Origin of the sequence: Paenibacillus gyeongsangnamensis, from assembly GCF_027533625.1 — a bacterium.
Classification (GTDB): domain Bacteria; phylum Bacillota; class Bacilli; order Paenibacillales; family NBRC-103111; genus Paenibacillus_G; species Paenibacillus_G gyeongsangnamensis.
In genome coordinates this window covers 241,019-256,924 of sequence record NZ_JAQAGZ010000009.1, presented here as the reverse complement: position 1 = coordinate 256,924, position 15,906 = coordinate 241,019, and the positions used below count along the sequence as shown (strand labels likewise).

The window sequence follows — 15,906 nt, the reverse complement described above, 5'->3', positions numbered from 1 at the left end:
TACGGAGGAGGAATTGAAGCCCATGAGTGCGACTCAAAATAGACCCAATATTTTATGGATTTCATTGGAGGATACGAGTCCCAGATTCGGCTGCTACGGCGATCCCTTGGCCCGGACACCCCAGATTGACAAGCTGGCGGAGAAGGGAACGATATTCCGCAATGCATTCTCAACGGCAGGCGTATGTGCTCCCAGCCGGTCCGCCATTATTACAGGCATGTACCAGACCTCTATCGGCACGCATCATATGCGTACCGAGCATACGAACGAATACACGCCGGAGCTGCCGACCCCTTATTTTGCAGTTCCGCCTGCACATGTGAAGCCCTTTACCGAATATTTACGCGCCGAAGGGTACTATTGTACGAATAACTGGAAGACGGACTATCAATTCGCGCCGCCGTTAACGGCATGGGATGAGAACAGCATGAACGCCCACTGGCGAAATAGGGAGCCTGAACAGCCCTTCTTTGCCGTATTTAATTACATATGCACTCACGAAAGCAGTATGTGGTCCGATATGATCCGGAAGAGGTACTATCCGGATCAAGAGAGGAACAGGCCTTTGGTTACCGATCCTGATAAGGTGACCATTCCTCCTTACTTGCCGGATACGCCCAAGTCCCGCCAAACGCTTGCCAAGCATTATGACCATATTGCCGAGGCGGATGAATATGTGGGAGAAATTCTGAGACAGCTGGAAGAAGATGGATTGACTGAGAATACGATCGTATTCTTATGGAGCGACCATGGTGAAGGTCTTCCCCGCGCCAAGCGTTGGCCTTACGATGCAGGTATCCGCGTGCCTCTCATTGTCCGTTGGCCTGGTGTTCTGGAAGAGGGGCAGATCAGTGAGCAAATGGTCAGTTTGGTGGATTTGGGGCCGACAGTGCTTTCTTTGGCGGGGGCCACACTCCCGTATCATTTGGAGGGCCAACCGTTTATAGGCCCGGAAGCAAAGGCGAGAAGCTATGTCTTTGCTACCCGCGACCGTTATGACGAAGCTTACGATAGGGTTCGCGCCGTGCGTGACGGGCGGTTCAAATATATCCGGAATTACTATCCGGAGAAGCCTTATCTGCTCTGGATTCCATTCAGCCATCAGCATCCGATGCTTCAAGAGCTGTGGAGGCTGAAACAGTCCGGTCAGCTCGAAGGGGATCAGCAGCTTCTTCTGCAGAACAAGCGTCCGGCCGAGGAGCTTTACGATTGCATTCAGGATCCTTATGAGACTTGTAATTTGGCCGGGAATCTCGCATATCAGGAGGAATTGGAGCGCCTCCGGTCAGAGCTTGATTCGTGGTGCAGCAAATACGATACGTGGGGTGATGTCGCGGAGGTACAGATGGTGTCGCGAATGTGGCCCGGAGGCGCTCAGCCTCAAACGGCAGCCCCGATTTTTATTCCGATCAACAGTAAGCATCCAGGCATAGACCCGACAGTTCAAGCCAGCGTCAATGAACCGACAATGATCATGCTTCATTCCGCAACTCAAGGCGCTTCCATTGCCTATTCGCTGGACGAGGGACCGGAACCGAAATGGAAGCTGTATACAGGACCTATCCCTATAAACGAAGGAGCTGCCGTCATCCGGGCGAAGGCCGTTCGCATAGGATATAAGGACAGTGTGGAAGCAGCTGCCTCGTTCACTCTAATCAATAATGTAAACATGGGGGTGTAAAGCATGGTCATTCGACCGAATGTAGTCATTATTACGTGTCACGATTTGGGCAGGCATCTCGGCTGCTATGGTGTATCTACGGTTCAGACCCCGTCCATTGACAGGATGGCTGAGGATGGGGTGCTGTTCTCGAATTATTTTACGGTTAGCCCGGTGTGCAGCCCAAGCCGCGGAACGATGCTGACAGGACGCTATCCGCAATCGAACGGTCTGATGGGCTTGACTCATGCACCTTGGAGCTGGGCTCTGAATGAAGGGGAACGGCATCTGTCTCACTTGATGAGCGAGGCGGGGTACCGCACAATGTTATTCGGCATCCAGCATGAAACAAGCAACGCCGATTCGTTAGGCTTCCAGGAGATGTACGCGCAGCGTCAAGGAGCAGGATTGCCCCGTTCATGTCAAGAAGTAGCTGGGGAAGTCGTCGGTTTCTTGCGTATAAACAAGGAAGCGGATCGTCCCTTTTACGCGCAAATCGGTTTTTTTGAGACACATCGCCCGTTCAATTTTGCCGGCGTGGAACCGGATGACAGCCATGGAGTCTATATCCCGCCCTACATTCTGGATAATGAAGAGTCCCGGGCTCAATTCGCTCAGCTCCAGGGAGATGTGCGCAGCGTAGACGCGGCGGTTCAATCGATTCAAGAAGCACTTCGTGAGACCGGTCAGGAGCGGGATACACTCTTCGTGTTTACAGCCGACCACGGCATCGAATTCCCACGGGCCAAATGGTACTGCTACGACCCCGGAATTGAAATCGCGCTGATCATGCGTTGGCCCGGAGGCGGCCTGGAGGGAGGGAAGCGCTGCGAGTCGCTGCTCAGCAACATCGATTTTCTGCCGACGCTGCTCGATTTGATTGACGTCTCGGCACCGCGCAATCTGGATGGCACCAGCTTTAAAGCATTGATCCCCGGTCAAGAGGCGGATGATACCTCAGCCGCTCCACAGAAGGCCGTGTTCAGCATTTTCGAAGGCGGATTGACGATGGTTCACCCGACCGTCAGCCGGGCGGTTCGAACGGAGCATTATAAATTAATCCGTCACTTTTGGCCTGCCCGCAAGCATGAGGTACCCGTGAATATTGCGAACCCGGAGCTCAAACAGAAGATGCCGGTTGTTCAGCTGTTTGATTTGGATAAGGATCCGAATGAATTCTGCAATGTTGCGGACGACCCGGCATATGCCGGCATCTTATCCGAGCTGAGCGGGCAATTATGGGCTTGGCTTGAGAGAGTAGATGATCCGATCCTGAAAGGGCCGACGCCGACACCTTATTACCAAGAAGCGATCGCCGATTACATAAAAAAATGATGAGGCATTTCATATGACCTTGGAATAGACCCAGAAGCCGGAGCATTTTACAGAAGTAGGCGAAGGTATAATGAATATCGGGAAGCTTATCGGTACGATGCGGAAGGTGGGAGTCAAATATATATTTGTCGAGCAGGATATGTCGGAAAGGGCTGAGCTGGAAAGCATTCAAATCAGCTATCGCAACATGGTCCAATTACTAAATCAATAAGCGGTCGGAATATAAATTGAAACCTCGGTCCCTTTGTTTAATACACTGATTATCTTAATTTCAGTCTGATCTCCATAAGCAAGCAGGAACCGGCGGTACACATTGAAAATGCCAGTATGCTTAAGAAAGAATGGTTCCGAACTGTTGCCCTTGCTCTCAAACAGCAGCGTAAGTTTGTCCAGCACGTCTTGCGGCATGCCGCTTCCCGTATCGCGGATCACGATACAAGTCCCGTTCTCCTTGGCTTCCGCTTTGACGGTCAAAGAGAAGTCCTTCGCCTCCATGCTCGGGCTCCAGCCATATTTAATTGAATTTTCGACAAACGGCTGTATGCTTAGCTTCATGACGGAGAGCTCGAGCAGCGCCTCTTCGATAATAAAATCAATCTTCACATGGATGTCATGACGAAAATAATGGATATTTAAAAAATGGCGGATGTAATCGAGCTCTTCCCTGAGAGGAGCCCATCCTCCATCGTTCCTCACGTTATATCGCATAATGCGGGATACGCTTTGCACCATGTCGCTTACGGCATTGCCGTTGTTCATATGAGCATAGGATTCGATCGTTTCCAGAGTGTTGAACAGGAAATGAGGATTAATTTGAGCTTGGAGCTGCAGAAGCTCTTTTTCTTTTTCCTTCAGCTTCGATTGGTAAACCTCCTGCTCCATTCTCTGTAATTCGTTCAGCATCTGGTTGTAGCTCTTGATAAGAAATCCGATCTCATCGGTATGGTCCAACCTGGGAATAGGGACGTATTTGCCCATCCCGAGGCTCTGTAATCCGGACTTTAGCTGATGAAGCGGCCTCAATACGATATTCATTATAGGAAAAGCAACAATCAGGGCGACAACCAGGCTGGCGATCTCGATCATCAGAGTCATTCGGAACGATTGATCGACGCCTCTGGAGATGCTGCTTAACGGGGCCATCCATACGAGCTTCCATTCACCATAAGGGATATTCACGAACACCGCTTGAAACTCATCTTTACCGGATTCGAAAAGAATCGGCTCTCCGGGCATATGCTTCGGCTCCAGCGCTTTCCTCAGTGCATGAATGACGGCTGAACCCGGATCGGTATTCGTAATGGCGGTACCGCTTGAAGGATGATACAATATCAGGTTGTTTCCTTGATTATTTCCGGACAGGTTCAGCAGCCGATTCATTTCCTCAGCCCTGATTTCAATAACGAGCCAAGAGGAAACGATGCCGGTTCTTAAATTAATGACGGGCTTGACTAAGGAGAATACGCTTTCAGGAGATCCTAAAATATAGTTTGCGGCGTGAGGGATCGTCAATTGCTGATTCGTTATTTGATAAATTTTGCTATAGAACGGATCGTTCACAAAAGAAAAATCGAAATTCAAGTTTTTCTGATAAGATTCCAAAGACATCTTGCCCAAGCCGTCAAGATATAAAATGCCAAGAAGCTCCCGGTGAGCCTGAAGTACCGGTTGAATCGTTGAGCGAAAGTTAAATTCATACCCCGCCTGAGCAGGGATATCATCCTTCGATAGGTCCATATAGGCTTGAAAATCTTTATTCACAACCAAAGGATCCAGGGAACGGCTTATTTCTTGCAAGTAATTGCCCACATCCTGGGAGACGAATTGCAGGTATTGGGAAGAAACGGTTGCGGTATATTCCGTACTGGAGCGAAACATAAAGCGAAGAGAGCTGTAGCTTACAAGTGTTATAGGAATAATTGAAATAGCGATCAGCATAATAAATAATTTATACTTTAGAGACAGAACTTTATTAAGGCTGCCGATGGGTAATCTGAATATTCGTATGATGCTAATCATCTCCTTCTCCGTACATAATTCGTGCCTGTTGAAAGAAGTCCCTGCAAGGAGTTGAAGTGAATTGAAGATTTGTGTTGCCGACGATGAGAAAGCGGTTCGCCAAAGCATTATCAATAAACTGAGATCTATCGATCCCCTTGCGGTAATTTATGATGTCGGATTTGGCCATGCTTCATTGGAACAAATACTGTTGGTCCAGCCGGATTTGGTGTTCTTGGATATACGGATGCCGGAGCTTGACGGATTGGAGCTTTTGGGTGAAATCAAACACGCTTATCCCCGTATTCAAGCCGTAATGCTGACAGGATTCGGTGAATTCGAATACGCGCGGAAGGCGCTCCAATTAGGAGCAGCGGATTATTTGCTCAAGCCCGCCGATCGGGGGCAGCTCAAAGCCATTGTGGAAAAAGTAAAGTCGGATATGGAGGCTTGCTTTATACAGGAGCTGGAGCCGTATCTGGACAAGCTATCCGATAAGTACATATTTGTTGATGTCATGCAATGTCCTAATATTAGCTTGTGGTTTGATGAACGTCAGGCTAAGCAGGTAATCTTCGCGGACAGTCTTGATCTTCTGGCTGGGGCCAATGAACAGATTTCTGAAGAAATGTTATTTTCGTTTTCCGTAAATAACGACTATGCAGGAATCGTTGTCAAATCGGACGGCCGCCATGGAATTGAATTCCATACTAAAAATGAATTCTTTCATATGTTCCAGCAAGGCATGGTGCAATGGGAAACGGGTCGTTTCTTTGGCGGCTGCTCTTCCATTCGGCCACTTAACCATTCAGATAACATGAAGCATGCCATTCAATTGCGCAAATCCATTCTAGCCAGTGCTAAAGGGACGGATTATAAAAACCTTGAATCTTGCGTAAACGAGTGGCTGGATTGCGTGTATAAGCTGGAGCTGCGGGAGCTGAAGAAGCAGTGTGTTAGCTTGATGGCTTTGCTGGATGAAGGCTTGGCCAGTAAAGAGGAATTTATTGTGTTGGAAGAAGAGAAAGTTCATTATTGGACTCAATGGGTGGAGCAGTATAAAACATGGCTGAAGCTGAAAGAGAGAATTCGGAAGTTTATATTGGACGGTGTCCGGGCGCTTAGCTTCACCGATCACCAGCCGAATCTAGGGTGGTTTGAACAGGCGCTTGGCTGGATCGATTCCAACCGCGATCCGAATGCGACGCTTGAATCGGTTGCCGCTGCGGTAGGGGTCCATCCCGTAACCTTAAGCCGTATCTTTAAACAGAGAACAGGCATGAATTTCGTCAAGTTCCTTGTCAAAAGGAAGATGCAGCTATCACGAAGGCTGCTTCTCAGTACCGATAAAACAGTGAGGCAAATCGCTGAAGACATTGGTTATATGGATTACAGGTACTTCAGGAATCTGTTCAAGAAAGAATTCGATATGATGCCTGCAGAATATCGCAGCCAGAAGGGAGTAGCACTAAATGATGATGCTCTGCAATGAAGTAATGCTGAGGGCAGATTTGCTCAAGAAACGGGGGGAGAAGGAGAACTTATAATGATTTTTTCTCTTGTTCTAACTTAGATAAATAATATATGTTCAGTGAAGGAGATTAAGTTTCAATTTTAAAGGAAGCCATGCCACTTTATAAAAAATTGAGTCACCCCACCTTAATTAAACTAATTGATCATTATAAAGCTGGAGCCGGTTACGCAGCTATATTCGAATGGCTTAACGGAGAATCCCTTCACCCGCACTGGGTCTTTTCCACCCCCATCAAAATACAATGATCCTAAATCACCATTCTATCGATATAAACACTTATCAGTGGAACAAAGGATACACACATTGGATCACATCTTTTCTTTTCATGAATTTGTTGAAAGCAAAGGCTTTGTGGCTATTGATTTTTATGATGGGAGTCTACTGTACGATTTCTCTAATAATGAGATAAAAATATGCGATATTGACCTTTATCGAAGAAGTCCCTATTTCAATAAAATGGGGAGATTACGGGGATCTTCCCGGTTTATGTCCCCGGAAGAGTTTTCTCTCGGTGCTCAGATAGACGGATGTACAAACGTATTTACCATGGGAGCAACCGCGTTTGCCCTGCTCGGAGGAGAGTTAGACCGTTCATTTGAATGTTGGGAAGCCGGAAAGGAACTTTATGAGGTTGCTTTAAGGGCTGTAAAAGCAAATAGACAAAATAGGTATTCCAGTGTGTCGGAATTCAAATCAGCTTGGGATTTAGCAGTTAAATGTACTGGTTGGCTTAACTAATGGGAGACAATAGCTCAGAAACATCATGAGGCTACCGCGGAGTCTTTAGAAAGTAGAACAGCAATTCATTACTAGGATATAACCAAGCGCAATATAAAATTAAAACTATCAAATGTTTAAAATTCTATGGAATGACGAGACTGATATATCTTTCATTGTTTTCTACAATAAAATCAAGAAAGCACCTAACAGCCATTGAGGCTTGCTTCTTGTTCTTTATGGCTATTCCGATCCTCCTTGAGAAACTTGGACTTGTTTCTTTTGTAACGATATGATACTGAGTTCTTTTTAAGATGAGTTCAGCTAATATGCTAATACCAAGCCCGTTTTCCACCATGGACATAATTGTATAGTCATCATCTATACGATATTCAATTCTGGCTTTTATATCATTTTGGCGAAACATTTTCGAGCACTTCTTTTTTAGTCACTTCCAATAGGATGACCGGTTCATGCTCGAATAGATGTAAAGGCACGGACTCTTTATTGGCATATGGATGGTTAGCCGGTAGAATAGCGAGCATTCGGTCTTCACTGATGGGGATTACCTCAAATTCTTTTGATGTAGGTAGATCAACAAAACCAAAATCAACTGTTCCTTCGGCGATCCATATTTCTATCTGACGGTAATCTCCCTGCATCAGCTCAAACTTGATATTCGGGTGCTGCGCCTTAAAATCTTTTAGGAGTGAAGAAAGCAGATGACAGGAGATACTAGAAAACGTACCAATCCGAATAAGTCCACTCTCAATACCAAGCAACTCAAAAACCTTTTCTGAAAGCTCGTTATGTGCACTGCTCAATTTTCGGATATAAGGTATCAATTGTTCGCCGTCTGAAGTAACTGAAACTCCGGCGTGACTTCTATTTAGTAATTTGGTGCCAAATTCATTTTCCAGGGAAGTTATAATTTGACTCACTGCTGATTGAGAATAATTACAATATTCTGCTGCCCGTGACAAGCTACCGAACTCAACAACTTTAATGAATACTTCATATTTGGATCTCTTCATAATGCCTCCGGACGAATATAAGTTTTTCTAATGTTCATTATAAAATATATTCACTTCTCTTATATCGTACGCTTGGGTAAGATAATTTTCAAGACGTGATGATAGGAGTTAAGGTGGATATAATGACACAAAAGCAAGCAAATCTAATTTTAGCCTCTGTATCACTGGCTTGGGGAGTATCTTATTTGTTTATGAAGCTGGGGGTTGATGGGATGTCTCCATCAACCATAGTGGCATTGCGGTGTGGAATTGCATTTCTTGTTACTGCGCTCATCTTTATGAACAAGATGGTCAAGGTTGGAGCTAAAACGTTAAGATATGCTTCCATCTCCGGTGCTTTACTATTCGGTATCTTTTTTATGCTTCTATATGGTGTACAGCATACCTCTGCGACATCAGCAGGATTTTTAACTAAACTACTGTAGTTATCGTCCCTATCTTTCAAGCAGTCCTCAAACGCAAATTCCCAGCACCAAAAATCGTTGTCGGTGTTGTGATTGTATCCATTGGTTTGTTATTACTAACTGCTCGTGATCATCTTACATTTGACGTTGGCGCTAGTTATTGCCTAGCTGGCGCTTTGCTTTACGCAATTCATATTATTGCTTCAAACCATTTCGTGCGAGAGGTGGATGCGTTACAATTAGGCATTTATCAGCTTGGATTCGCTGCAATTTATGCAGCTCTAGGCACATTTGTTTTTGAAGAAGCTACATTGCCAAGTACCCTTGTACATTGGGTGGCAATTTTCGGCTTAGCATTTATTTGTAGTGCTTATGGCTTTGTTATGCAATCTATAGCACAAAAGTACACCACACCAGAAAGTGTAGGTTTTTTGTTCTCCCTTGAGCCGATTTTTTCAGCAATATTTGCTTTTTTGATTCTCCAGTTAGCTCAGGACGCTCTTTAAACGCGAACATTCGTTTGGTATAATGAAATCAAACGTACGTTCGGGAGTGGGTATCATGGCTAAGCAAGAATCGATCAACCTTATTCAATTTCAAAAGAAGTTTCAATCCGAAGAAGATTGCCACCAGCATTTGTTCAAAATGAAGTGGCCCGATGGGTATCGTTGCCCAAAATGCAATCATTCGAAAGCCTATGAAATTAAGACTCGCAAATTGCCTCTGTACGAGTGCGCAAGCTGTGAACACCAGACGACAGTGATTGCTGGCACGATCTTTGAGAAGACAAGAACCGATTTACTCAAATGGTTTTGGGCCATATATTTGATCGCCCAAGACAAACGTGGCGTCTCAGCCACACAGTTGTCCGAAGAACTTGGAATCGCCTATCAGACGGCTTGGACAATCACTCACAAAATCCGTAAGGCGATGGGCGAACGTGATGCTACCTATACGCTTGCTGGCATTGTCGAGCTCGACGAAGGTTTTTTCGGGGCGCCCACGGAAGGCGGGAAACGTGGACGCGGCACTGAACAAACTCCCGTGCTCGTAGCATTATCTCTAGATAAGAAAGGTTGTCCCAAATATCTGAAAATGCAAGTGATTCCTAATGTCAAAGGAACGACTCTGACGGACTTTGCAACGAAGTACATCGAAACGGGTTCAACGATTGCCAGCGATAGATATGGTTCCTACAGAGCTTTGGCCAAGAAGGGCTTTCACCATGAAGCGAAAGAGTACAACCTGGAAGAAAATCCGGATCATCTGAAATGGCTTCACACGATCATTTCTAATGCGAAGGCTTTTATTGGTGGAACTTATCACGGCCTAGACTCAAAGCATCTGCAATCCTATCTTGATGAGTTTTGTTATCGGTTTAACCGCCGCGAGATCAAGAGTGAATTATTTAATCGGCTGGTTCATTGTTGCCTTTCAACTACGACGATTACCTATCCTGAGCTAGTTGGATAATCAAATAACAAAATATGTACGCCGCCGCGCTGCTCGCGAAACAAGTCCTCATTTCGCTGGCGAAGTACAGTCAGCCATTTCACCTAAAAACCTCCCTTCAGTTATACGCTTCGCTTCTTCCATAAAGGGTGATCAGATAAAACCCTTCGTTTGTTGCATTACTCCCTGTTCCCCGTATGGCGGCTAGCATTTTGGTTAAGTTTGGAGCTGGATATTTCAGCGTCAGTGTAATGGTCGGATTCGGCGCATCTCTCAGCACTTTTGTACTCGTGCTGCCTGCAAAAGAGGGGTACATCGTTCCCCCGACGGCAACACTTCCTAGTCCGAGCGCTGAAAGTCTTGCATTGGTATTGGCAATGACGGTAGGGCTAACATAGCCAACGGCTTCCGCTTCTTTAAGCGCATGGTTGGCAATCAAGTGCATGTGATCGAGACGCATTGAATAAACGAAAAATGGCACGATGGAAAAGCATAAAAATAAAAGCAAGGGCATGATTAACAAGGTGACTATTAAGTTAGCAATGCCCTTTTCATTGACCAAGACATGGATAAACGGATTTTTTGTCATAAGCCAATCCTCTCTCTGTCTCTGGTTCTTTCCTAGTCAAAACCTCGTCTTGTATTGGTCACCTGGTTGTGACCTGTTTGCAAATCTTGTACAATCCCGCCGTTACCAAGAAAAATGAACACAGCGATTCCAAAAATAAATGTCAAGAGCAACAAAGTTGTAATGAGTTTGTCCATCGTTTAAGGTGCGGTAGCCGTTACGGCACCTGTGGTAGTGTCAACGGTTGTCCCTGTAATAAAATTTATTTTTGATCAGCAATTGAAATATTACGAACTTATGATCCATCTTCGGTATATCAGATTCGGTGGATGCCCCGCGTGTAACCAAGACGTATCATTATACCACATTAACGCGGTAATTTGTCGAAGAAAAAGGGCAAAAAAAGACTGCCGACATGGGTTCGTCGACAGTCTCAGCCTCTCTCTCAAGAGAGCGGCTTATGGAATTTAAAAGATTCGTGTAAATACTAGTTTATTTTTTAGATTCAGGGTACGGTTGATCCCCTTTGGTTGCTTTCCAAATTGCCAGATTGAGCAATTTATGGTCAGCGGCATCCGGTTTAGAGAAGTCCATTTGTTTAGAAACTTCGGCCATCGGTGCATTTTTCCCATTGACTTCATTCAGTGGATATGTCGGTTGTTCAGCCGTATAAGGCGCGAAGTTCGGATGATTCGTAAAAGCATTTAGCATTGGAATCGCTGAAGCGTCAAACTGGGTCATCGGTTTCATGCCCAAAATGTTCTCAATTGAACGATACATCGACATTTGATCGTAGAAGGTGCTATCCACTTTCCCTGTTTGTGTGTAAGGACTGATGACGAGAGCTTCCTCTCGATGTGCGTCGACGTGATCCGGCCCATCCTGGGCATCGTCTTCTGCCACGAAGATCGCCGTATCTTTCCAATACTTCGAATGGCTCACAATGTCGACCAGTTTGCCGAGAGCGTAATCGTTTTGGGCCACAAATGCCGAAGGTGTGAGGGCTCCCGGCTTTGTCCCTTCTGTATGATCGTTTGGCAGCAATACCATTTCAAGCTGTGGCAAGTTATCGTTTTGTTCAAACTGATGGAACTCCTTCGCCCATTCGTCTACACGCTGAACATCGGAGATACTGGATAGAGGGCTACCCCAGCCTGGGTATTGCGCATCGATGTTGTTCCCCATGCTGGGATCGTTCGGCGTAGAGATTCCCGTCTTTGCATTATAATTCACAGCCTCGCCATAATCACGGAACGTTACACCGGATCTAAACGCATTGTTCCATATAAATCCTTTGCTTACTTTTGTGGCATCAGCATCGCCCCCTGCTTTACGGCTAGTAGGGTAAGAGTAGTTTGCCGGCCAGCTCTTCTGCGTATAATCATTGGCTTCAGCCTGAGTCATCCATGGATGTCCATCCTGACTGACCTCTCCATCTGCATAGAAATTATCTAAGGTTACAAACTGATTCGCAAGTTTGTGCAGGTTTGGCGTAATCTTCTTACCAAACTGAGTTATATTCGGATCACCATTGCCTTTCCCCAAATCTCCAAATATTTGGTCGTATGTGTGGTTCTCTTTGAAAATGTAAATCACATGTTTTATAGGAGATTTTTGGTCAGCAAAGCGAGGAATGGGTGAATCTTTTTCTCCTTTCACCCGGCTGAACCCGCCGTCTTTACTTGCTTGGGTTACTTGGTTGTTGTTATTGACCTGTTTTGTATACTCACTGAGCTGCTTATCACTTGGTACATCGATAAAGGACATGGTTCCTTGAATCATATTTCCAATGTACTGGTGAGAGGCCCAATTGTCGGCGGTAAAGGAATTAATCGTATGCTGAGGGTTTGGACCTGCACCTAATCCTTTTGCATTGAGTACCATCAGCTGCTTTCCGTCGTTAGTCAGGTAAACGCCTGTTGGGTACCAAGCGGTAGGAATCAGACCTTTCACACTTGCTGTATCATTACCAAGATCCACTACGGCAATATCATCATTACCTGCATTTGCTATGTAGAGCGTTTTTCCGTCAGGGCTAACCGTTAGAGCATTCGGAATGCTGCCTGTTGGCGCATTACGATACGGTGCGAGGGAAACGGTTTGAATCACTTGCTGCTGCTTTGGATCCACAATGGAGATTTCATCGCTATCCGAATTTGCTACATAGATGTTTCCATTCACTGGATTTTCAGCTAAAGCATTCGGGTGTAATCCCACAGTAATCGTCTTTTGAACGGTTAAGTCTTTTGCATTTAAGACAGTAATGCTGCTCTCTCCCCAGTTACTCACGTACAAGGTACTACCATCCCGACTGAGAAGCGCCATATATGGGTCCTTGCCAACCGGAATGGTTGCAGTGATAGTACCTGTAGAAAGGTCAATGAGAGAAACGGAATTATCCAAATTGTTTGCCGTATATAAGAACTTACCGTCGGGTGATATAGAGATTCCTGCCGGATAGATTTTGGTATTTTTTTGATTCTTCATTATGATTGGGGATTGTTCGGTAAGGATCCCATTATCGAAATTGAAAACTCGAATTTTGTCATTGCCGCTAGCAGAGGCGTACAATTTCTTTCCATCGGGACTGAAAGTTACACCAAGGAAGAGGGATTCTGGAGTTTGGTAAGGTATTGTCTGAATTACTTTTTGCTGTGCAATGTCCACCACTTGCAAAGATTGAGTACCTGCTCCATCATTGGACACCACGAGATACTTATGATCTCGACTGATTGCCCCACCCATAGGGAAACTACCCAACGTTAGCTGTTTTCCGGCAGGGGACAAAAACCAACCGTGAGGGGTAACCCCGGTAGTGTCCGACTGCGGGCCTGCTACGGTATTGTAAGAAGCCATGGCTGTTCCGGATCCGACTACCGTTGCCGCCAATACAATGGCAAACATCTTTTTACTGATTTTTTTCATAATTACTCTCCTTTTTTTAAAATTCAATTTCTCAGCAGTGTTGTTTTAACTATTTTTTTACTATGAATTAACTATGAATTAACAACTGCTGCATTTAAAGTCTAGAAGAGATTTGTTAATTGATTGTAAGAAGAGTTTTAAGATTTTCTCAGATTCCGTAAATTGGTAATATCGGATCAATTATACAATTGATAATGTCGAATAGAGTTATAATATACCGTAAATTGGTTATATTGGTGCTATTATACTAGTCGATAATGTCGAATTATGATGCTTTGGGTACTTTTATTACTCGTTCCTGTTTTAATAGTCAATCAGGAGATGGTCATTCGTCTCGGACTCGTAACCGGTGTAGGACATGCGAAACTAATCTTTGAACGGTATGGTCGTTTTTGGGGAGCATTTTCTGTCGGTGACTTGTTTATTGTCAATTGTTTAACCCTCGTCACCGAATTCATAGGAATCGATTTGGCGATGCAATATTTCGGGATCAGTTCATATATTTCCGTGCCTATTTCCGTATTGTTGCTGATTGCATGTACCGTAGCAGGCAATTTTCGGACGTGGGAATCATTTATGTATCTCTTCGTAGCGGCTAACTTTTTAGCGATTCCACTTGCTTTCATGAGCCGTCCAAACGCTCATTCGGTTATTCATGACTTTTTTATCCCTCATGTGCAAGGTGGCATTAACTCTGATGTCATGCTGCTTATCATAAGTATGGTTGGAACTACAGTGGCCCCTTGGCAATTGTTCTTCCAACAGTCTAACGTGATCGACAAGCGTCTGACTCCTCGTTGGATGAAATACGAACGTGCGGATACGATTATCGGTTCTTTCGTCGTGATTCTCGGGGCAGCAGCCTTGATCGTTACAACTGCCTTTGCATTTCAAGGCACGGAACTTGTCGGGAAATTCGTTGATGCCGGTGCGGTAGCCAAAGGTTTGGCCGAGAAAATCAGGCCGATGGCGGGCGCATTTTGGGATCAGTCTAAAACTTATTTCCCATTAGCTGCCGATTTATAAATCCAAAAAACGCGTGGGATCAATGACTCCAGTCTACAACTTTATTTTCATCGAACACCAACAGCGTGACCAAAATCCACGAATTAATCGCAAAGTACAACAGCGTTCCGCATTGGAGTGGACCTGGAAGGCTACAAAGATGTGCTCGGCATTTGGATTGGCGAGAACGAATCTGCAAAGTTCTGGCTGGGCGTTTTGACGGATTTGAGAAACCGTGGCGTCCAGGATATTCTGATCATCTGTGTGGATAATCTGAAAGGATTCAGCAATGCCATTGCAGTATGCTATCCGAAGACCGAAATTCAGAAGTGCATTATTCATCAAATCCGCAATTCCATCAAATACGTGTCCTACAAAGACTTGAAGAAGGTTACCGCCGCGTTACGTCCCATCTATACCGCTCCGACAGAAGAAGCTGCACTACAGGAATTAGACCAATTTGAAGCGGTTTGGGGCAAGCAGTATCCGCTGATTGTACGTTCTTGGCAGAACAATTGGGAGGAGCTCGCTACCTTTTTTAAATACTCCCCAGAATTGCGTAAATTAATCTACACAACGAATATGATCGAAAGCTACCACCGTCAGCTTCGTAAGGTCACAAAGGGGAAAAGTATCTTCCCGACCGATGAGGCATTGCTCAAGATGCTATATCTTGCGACAATGGACGTTATTCGTAAGTGGACGGGGCGCGTTCAAAACTGGGGACAAATCCTGCTGCAGCTCACAGTGCACTTCCCCGAACGTGTACAGGTCCGCTAAAGGACTTTACATGGAGAGGGCGGGCATGATAGGCTGGTCAGCCTCGCGATGCTAACTTTCCAGCATCGCCCAATCGCGAGAAGTCATGCCCGCCAGAGGCTCCATGTCAAGTCCGGCTTCAAACTTTGGAATCACTGAGTTTACACAAAATTCTTGACAGACTCGCCCGTTTAGTTGAGCGATAACCAACGGACATCTGTACAAAAACCATGATTTGATACATATGTCAAACACAAGCCTGACCAAGATTGTTATACCACAAAAAAATTTCTCATATTTTCTTAAAGCAATTTCGATATAAGTAATGATAGAAACATCAAAATTTATAGAGGATAACTTTGAAGAATATTACTTGCAACTGGTGCGTTGATGCTATTTGTGACATCACCTGCTTATGCATCAACTAAATACGATTATGGACCAGAACCTAACGAAACTAACGAAACCGTACAATATCAACGAGACGAACCCCAAGGTAGAATACCTACGACCTT

The 15,906-nt window shown here is 45.1% G+C and carries 13 protein-coding genes and 2 pseudogenes; 10 read left to right on the top strand and 5 right to left on the bottom strand.

Annotated features, from left to right (window positions below; genetic code table 11):
• Positions 1–22 precede the first annotated feature (22 nt).
• From O9H85_RS15855 to O9H85_RS15845, 3 genes are all read left to right on the top strand, one after another.
• On the top strand, positions 23–1,681 hold the full coding sequence (locus O9H85_RS15855) for a sulfatase-like hydrolase/transferase (protein WP_269882399.1): 1,659 nt from the start codon (positions 23–25) through the stop codon (positions 1,679–1,681).
• A gap of 3 nt (positions 1,682–1,684) precedes the next feature.
• On the top strand, positions 1,685–2,995 hold the full coding sequence (locus O9H85_RS15850) for a sulfatase family protein (RefSeq protein WP_269882398.1): 1,311 nt from the start codon (positions 1,685–1,687) through the stop codon (positions 2,993–2,995).
• A 70-nt stretch (positions 2,996–3,065) separates the two neighbouring features.
• Positions 3,066–3,206 (top strand): hypothetical protein, encoded by a 141-nt coding sequence (locus O9H85_RS15845; RefSeq protein WP_269882397.1) that lies wholly within the window; start codon positions 3,066–3,068, stop codon positions 3,204–3,206.
• On the opposite strand, the gene O9H85_RS15840 is transcribed toward O9H85_RS15845, so the two are convergent.
• Positions 3,200–4,792 carry a sensor histidine kinase gene (locus O9H85_RS15840; protein ID WP_269882396.1) on the bottom strand — a complete coding sequence of 531 codons (1,593 nt, stop codon included), beginning with the start codon at positions 4,790–4,792 and terminating at the stop codon, positions 3,200–3,202. The genes O9H85_RS15845 and O9H85_RS15840 overlap by 7 nt on opposite strands.
• A 283-nt stretch (positions 4,793–5,075) precedes the next feature.
• Between O9H85_RS15840 and O9H85_RS15835 the strand changes: the two genes are divergently transcribed.
• Positions 5,076–6,485: a response regulator transcription factor gene (locus tag O9H85_RS15835; protein WP_269882395.1), complete on the top strand. Its 1,410-nt coding sequence runs from the start codon at positions 5,076–5,078 to the stop codon at positions 6,483–6,485.
• A gap of 158 nt (positions 6,486–6,643) precedes the next feature.
• A pseudogene (locus tag O9H85_RS15830) lies at positions 6,644–7,265 on the top strand (protein kinase domain-containing protein); the annotation flags it as partial.
• Positions 7,266–7,389: 124 nt separating this feature from the next.
• Here the strand turns inward: O9H85_RS15830 and O9H85_RS15825 are convergent.
• Positions 7,390–7,671 carry a LysR family transcriptional regulator substrate-binding protein gene (locus tag O9H85_RS15825; protein WP_269882394.1) on the bottom strand — a complete coding sequence of 94 codons (282 nt, stop codon included), beginning with the start codon at positions 7,669–7,671 and terminating at the stop codon, positions 7,390–7,392.
• Positions 7,655–8,278 carry a LysR family transcriptional regulator gene (locus O9H85_RS15820; RefSeq protein WP_269882393.1) on the bottom strand — a complete coding sequence of 208 codons (624 nt, stop codon included), beginning with the start codon at positions 8,276–8,278 and terminating at the stop codon, positions 7,655–7,657. The genes O9H85_RS15825 and O9H85_RS15820 overlap by 17 nt, the downstream gene beginning before the upstream one ends.
• Positions 8,279–8,400: 122 nt before the next feature.
• Between O9H85_RS15820 and O9H85_RS15815 the strand changes: the two genes are divergently transcribed.
• Genes O9H85_RS15815 through O9H85_RS15805 form a run of 3 tightly spaced genes read left to right on the top strand, consistent with a single transcriptional unit; the run spans position 8,401 to position 10,155 of the window.
• Positions 8,401–8,703 carry an EamA family transporter gene (locus tag O9H85_RS15815; protein ID WP_269882392.1) on the top strand — a complete coding sequence of 101 codons (303 nt, stop codon included), beginning with the start codon at positions 8,401–8,403 and terminating at the stop codon, positions 8,701–8,703.
• 2 nt (positions 8,704–8,705) lie between these two features.
• Positions 8,706–9,188 (top strand): DMT family transporter, encoded by a 483-nt coding sequence (locus O9H85_RS15810; protein ID WP_333474208.1) that lies wholly within the window; start codon positions 8,706–8,708, stop codon positions 9,186–9,188.
• A gap of 55 nt (positions 9,189–9,243) precedes the next feature.
• Positions 9,244–10,155, top strand: a complete 912-nt coding sequence (locus O9H85_RS15805; protein WP_269882391.1) for an IS1595 family transposase — start codon at positions 9,244–9,246, stop codon at positions 10,153–10,155.
• 97 nt (positions 10,156–10,252) lie between these two features.
• Here O9H85_RS15805 and O9H85_RS15800 read toward each other — a convergent pair whose 3' ends face one another.
• Together O9H85_RS15800 and O9H85_RS15795 are read right to left on the bottom strand one after the other, a co-directional pair.
• Positions 10,253–10,723: a hypothetical protein gene (locus tag O9H85_RS15800; RefSeq protein WP_269882390.1), complete on the bottom strand. Its 471-nt coding sequence runs from the start codon at positions 10,721–10,723 to the stop codon at positions 10,253–10,255.
• A gap of 471 nt (positions 10,724–11,194) precedes the next feature.
• Positions 11,195–13,627, bottom strand: coding sequence for a bifunctional YncE family protein/alkaline phosphatase family protein (locus tag O9H85_RS15795; RefSeq protein WP_269882389.1), 2,433 nt, complete (start codon positions 13,625–13,627; stop codon positions 11,195–11,197).
• 267 nt (positions 13,628–13,894) lie between these two features.
• Here O9H85_RS15795 and O9H85_RS15790 point away from each other — a divergent pair, with 267 nt between their 5' ends.
• Positions 13,895–14,653 carry an NRAMP family divalent metal transporter gene (locus O9H85_RS15790; protein ID WP_269882388.1) on the top strand — a complete coding sequence of 253 codons (759 nt, stop codon included), beginning with the start codon at positions 13,895–13,897 and terminating at the stop codon, positions 14,651–14,653.
• 111 nt (positions 14,654–14,764) lie between these two features.
• A pseudogene (locus O9H85_RS15785) lies at positions 14,765–15,412 on the top strand (IS256 family transposase); the annotation flags it as partial.
• Positions 15,413–15,906 lie beyond the last annotated feature (494 nt).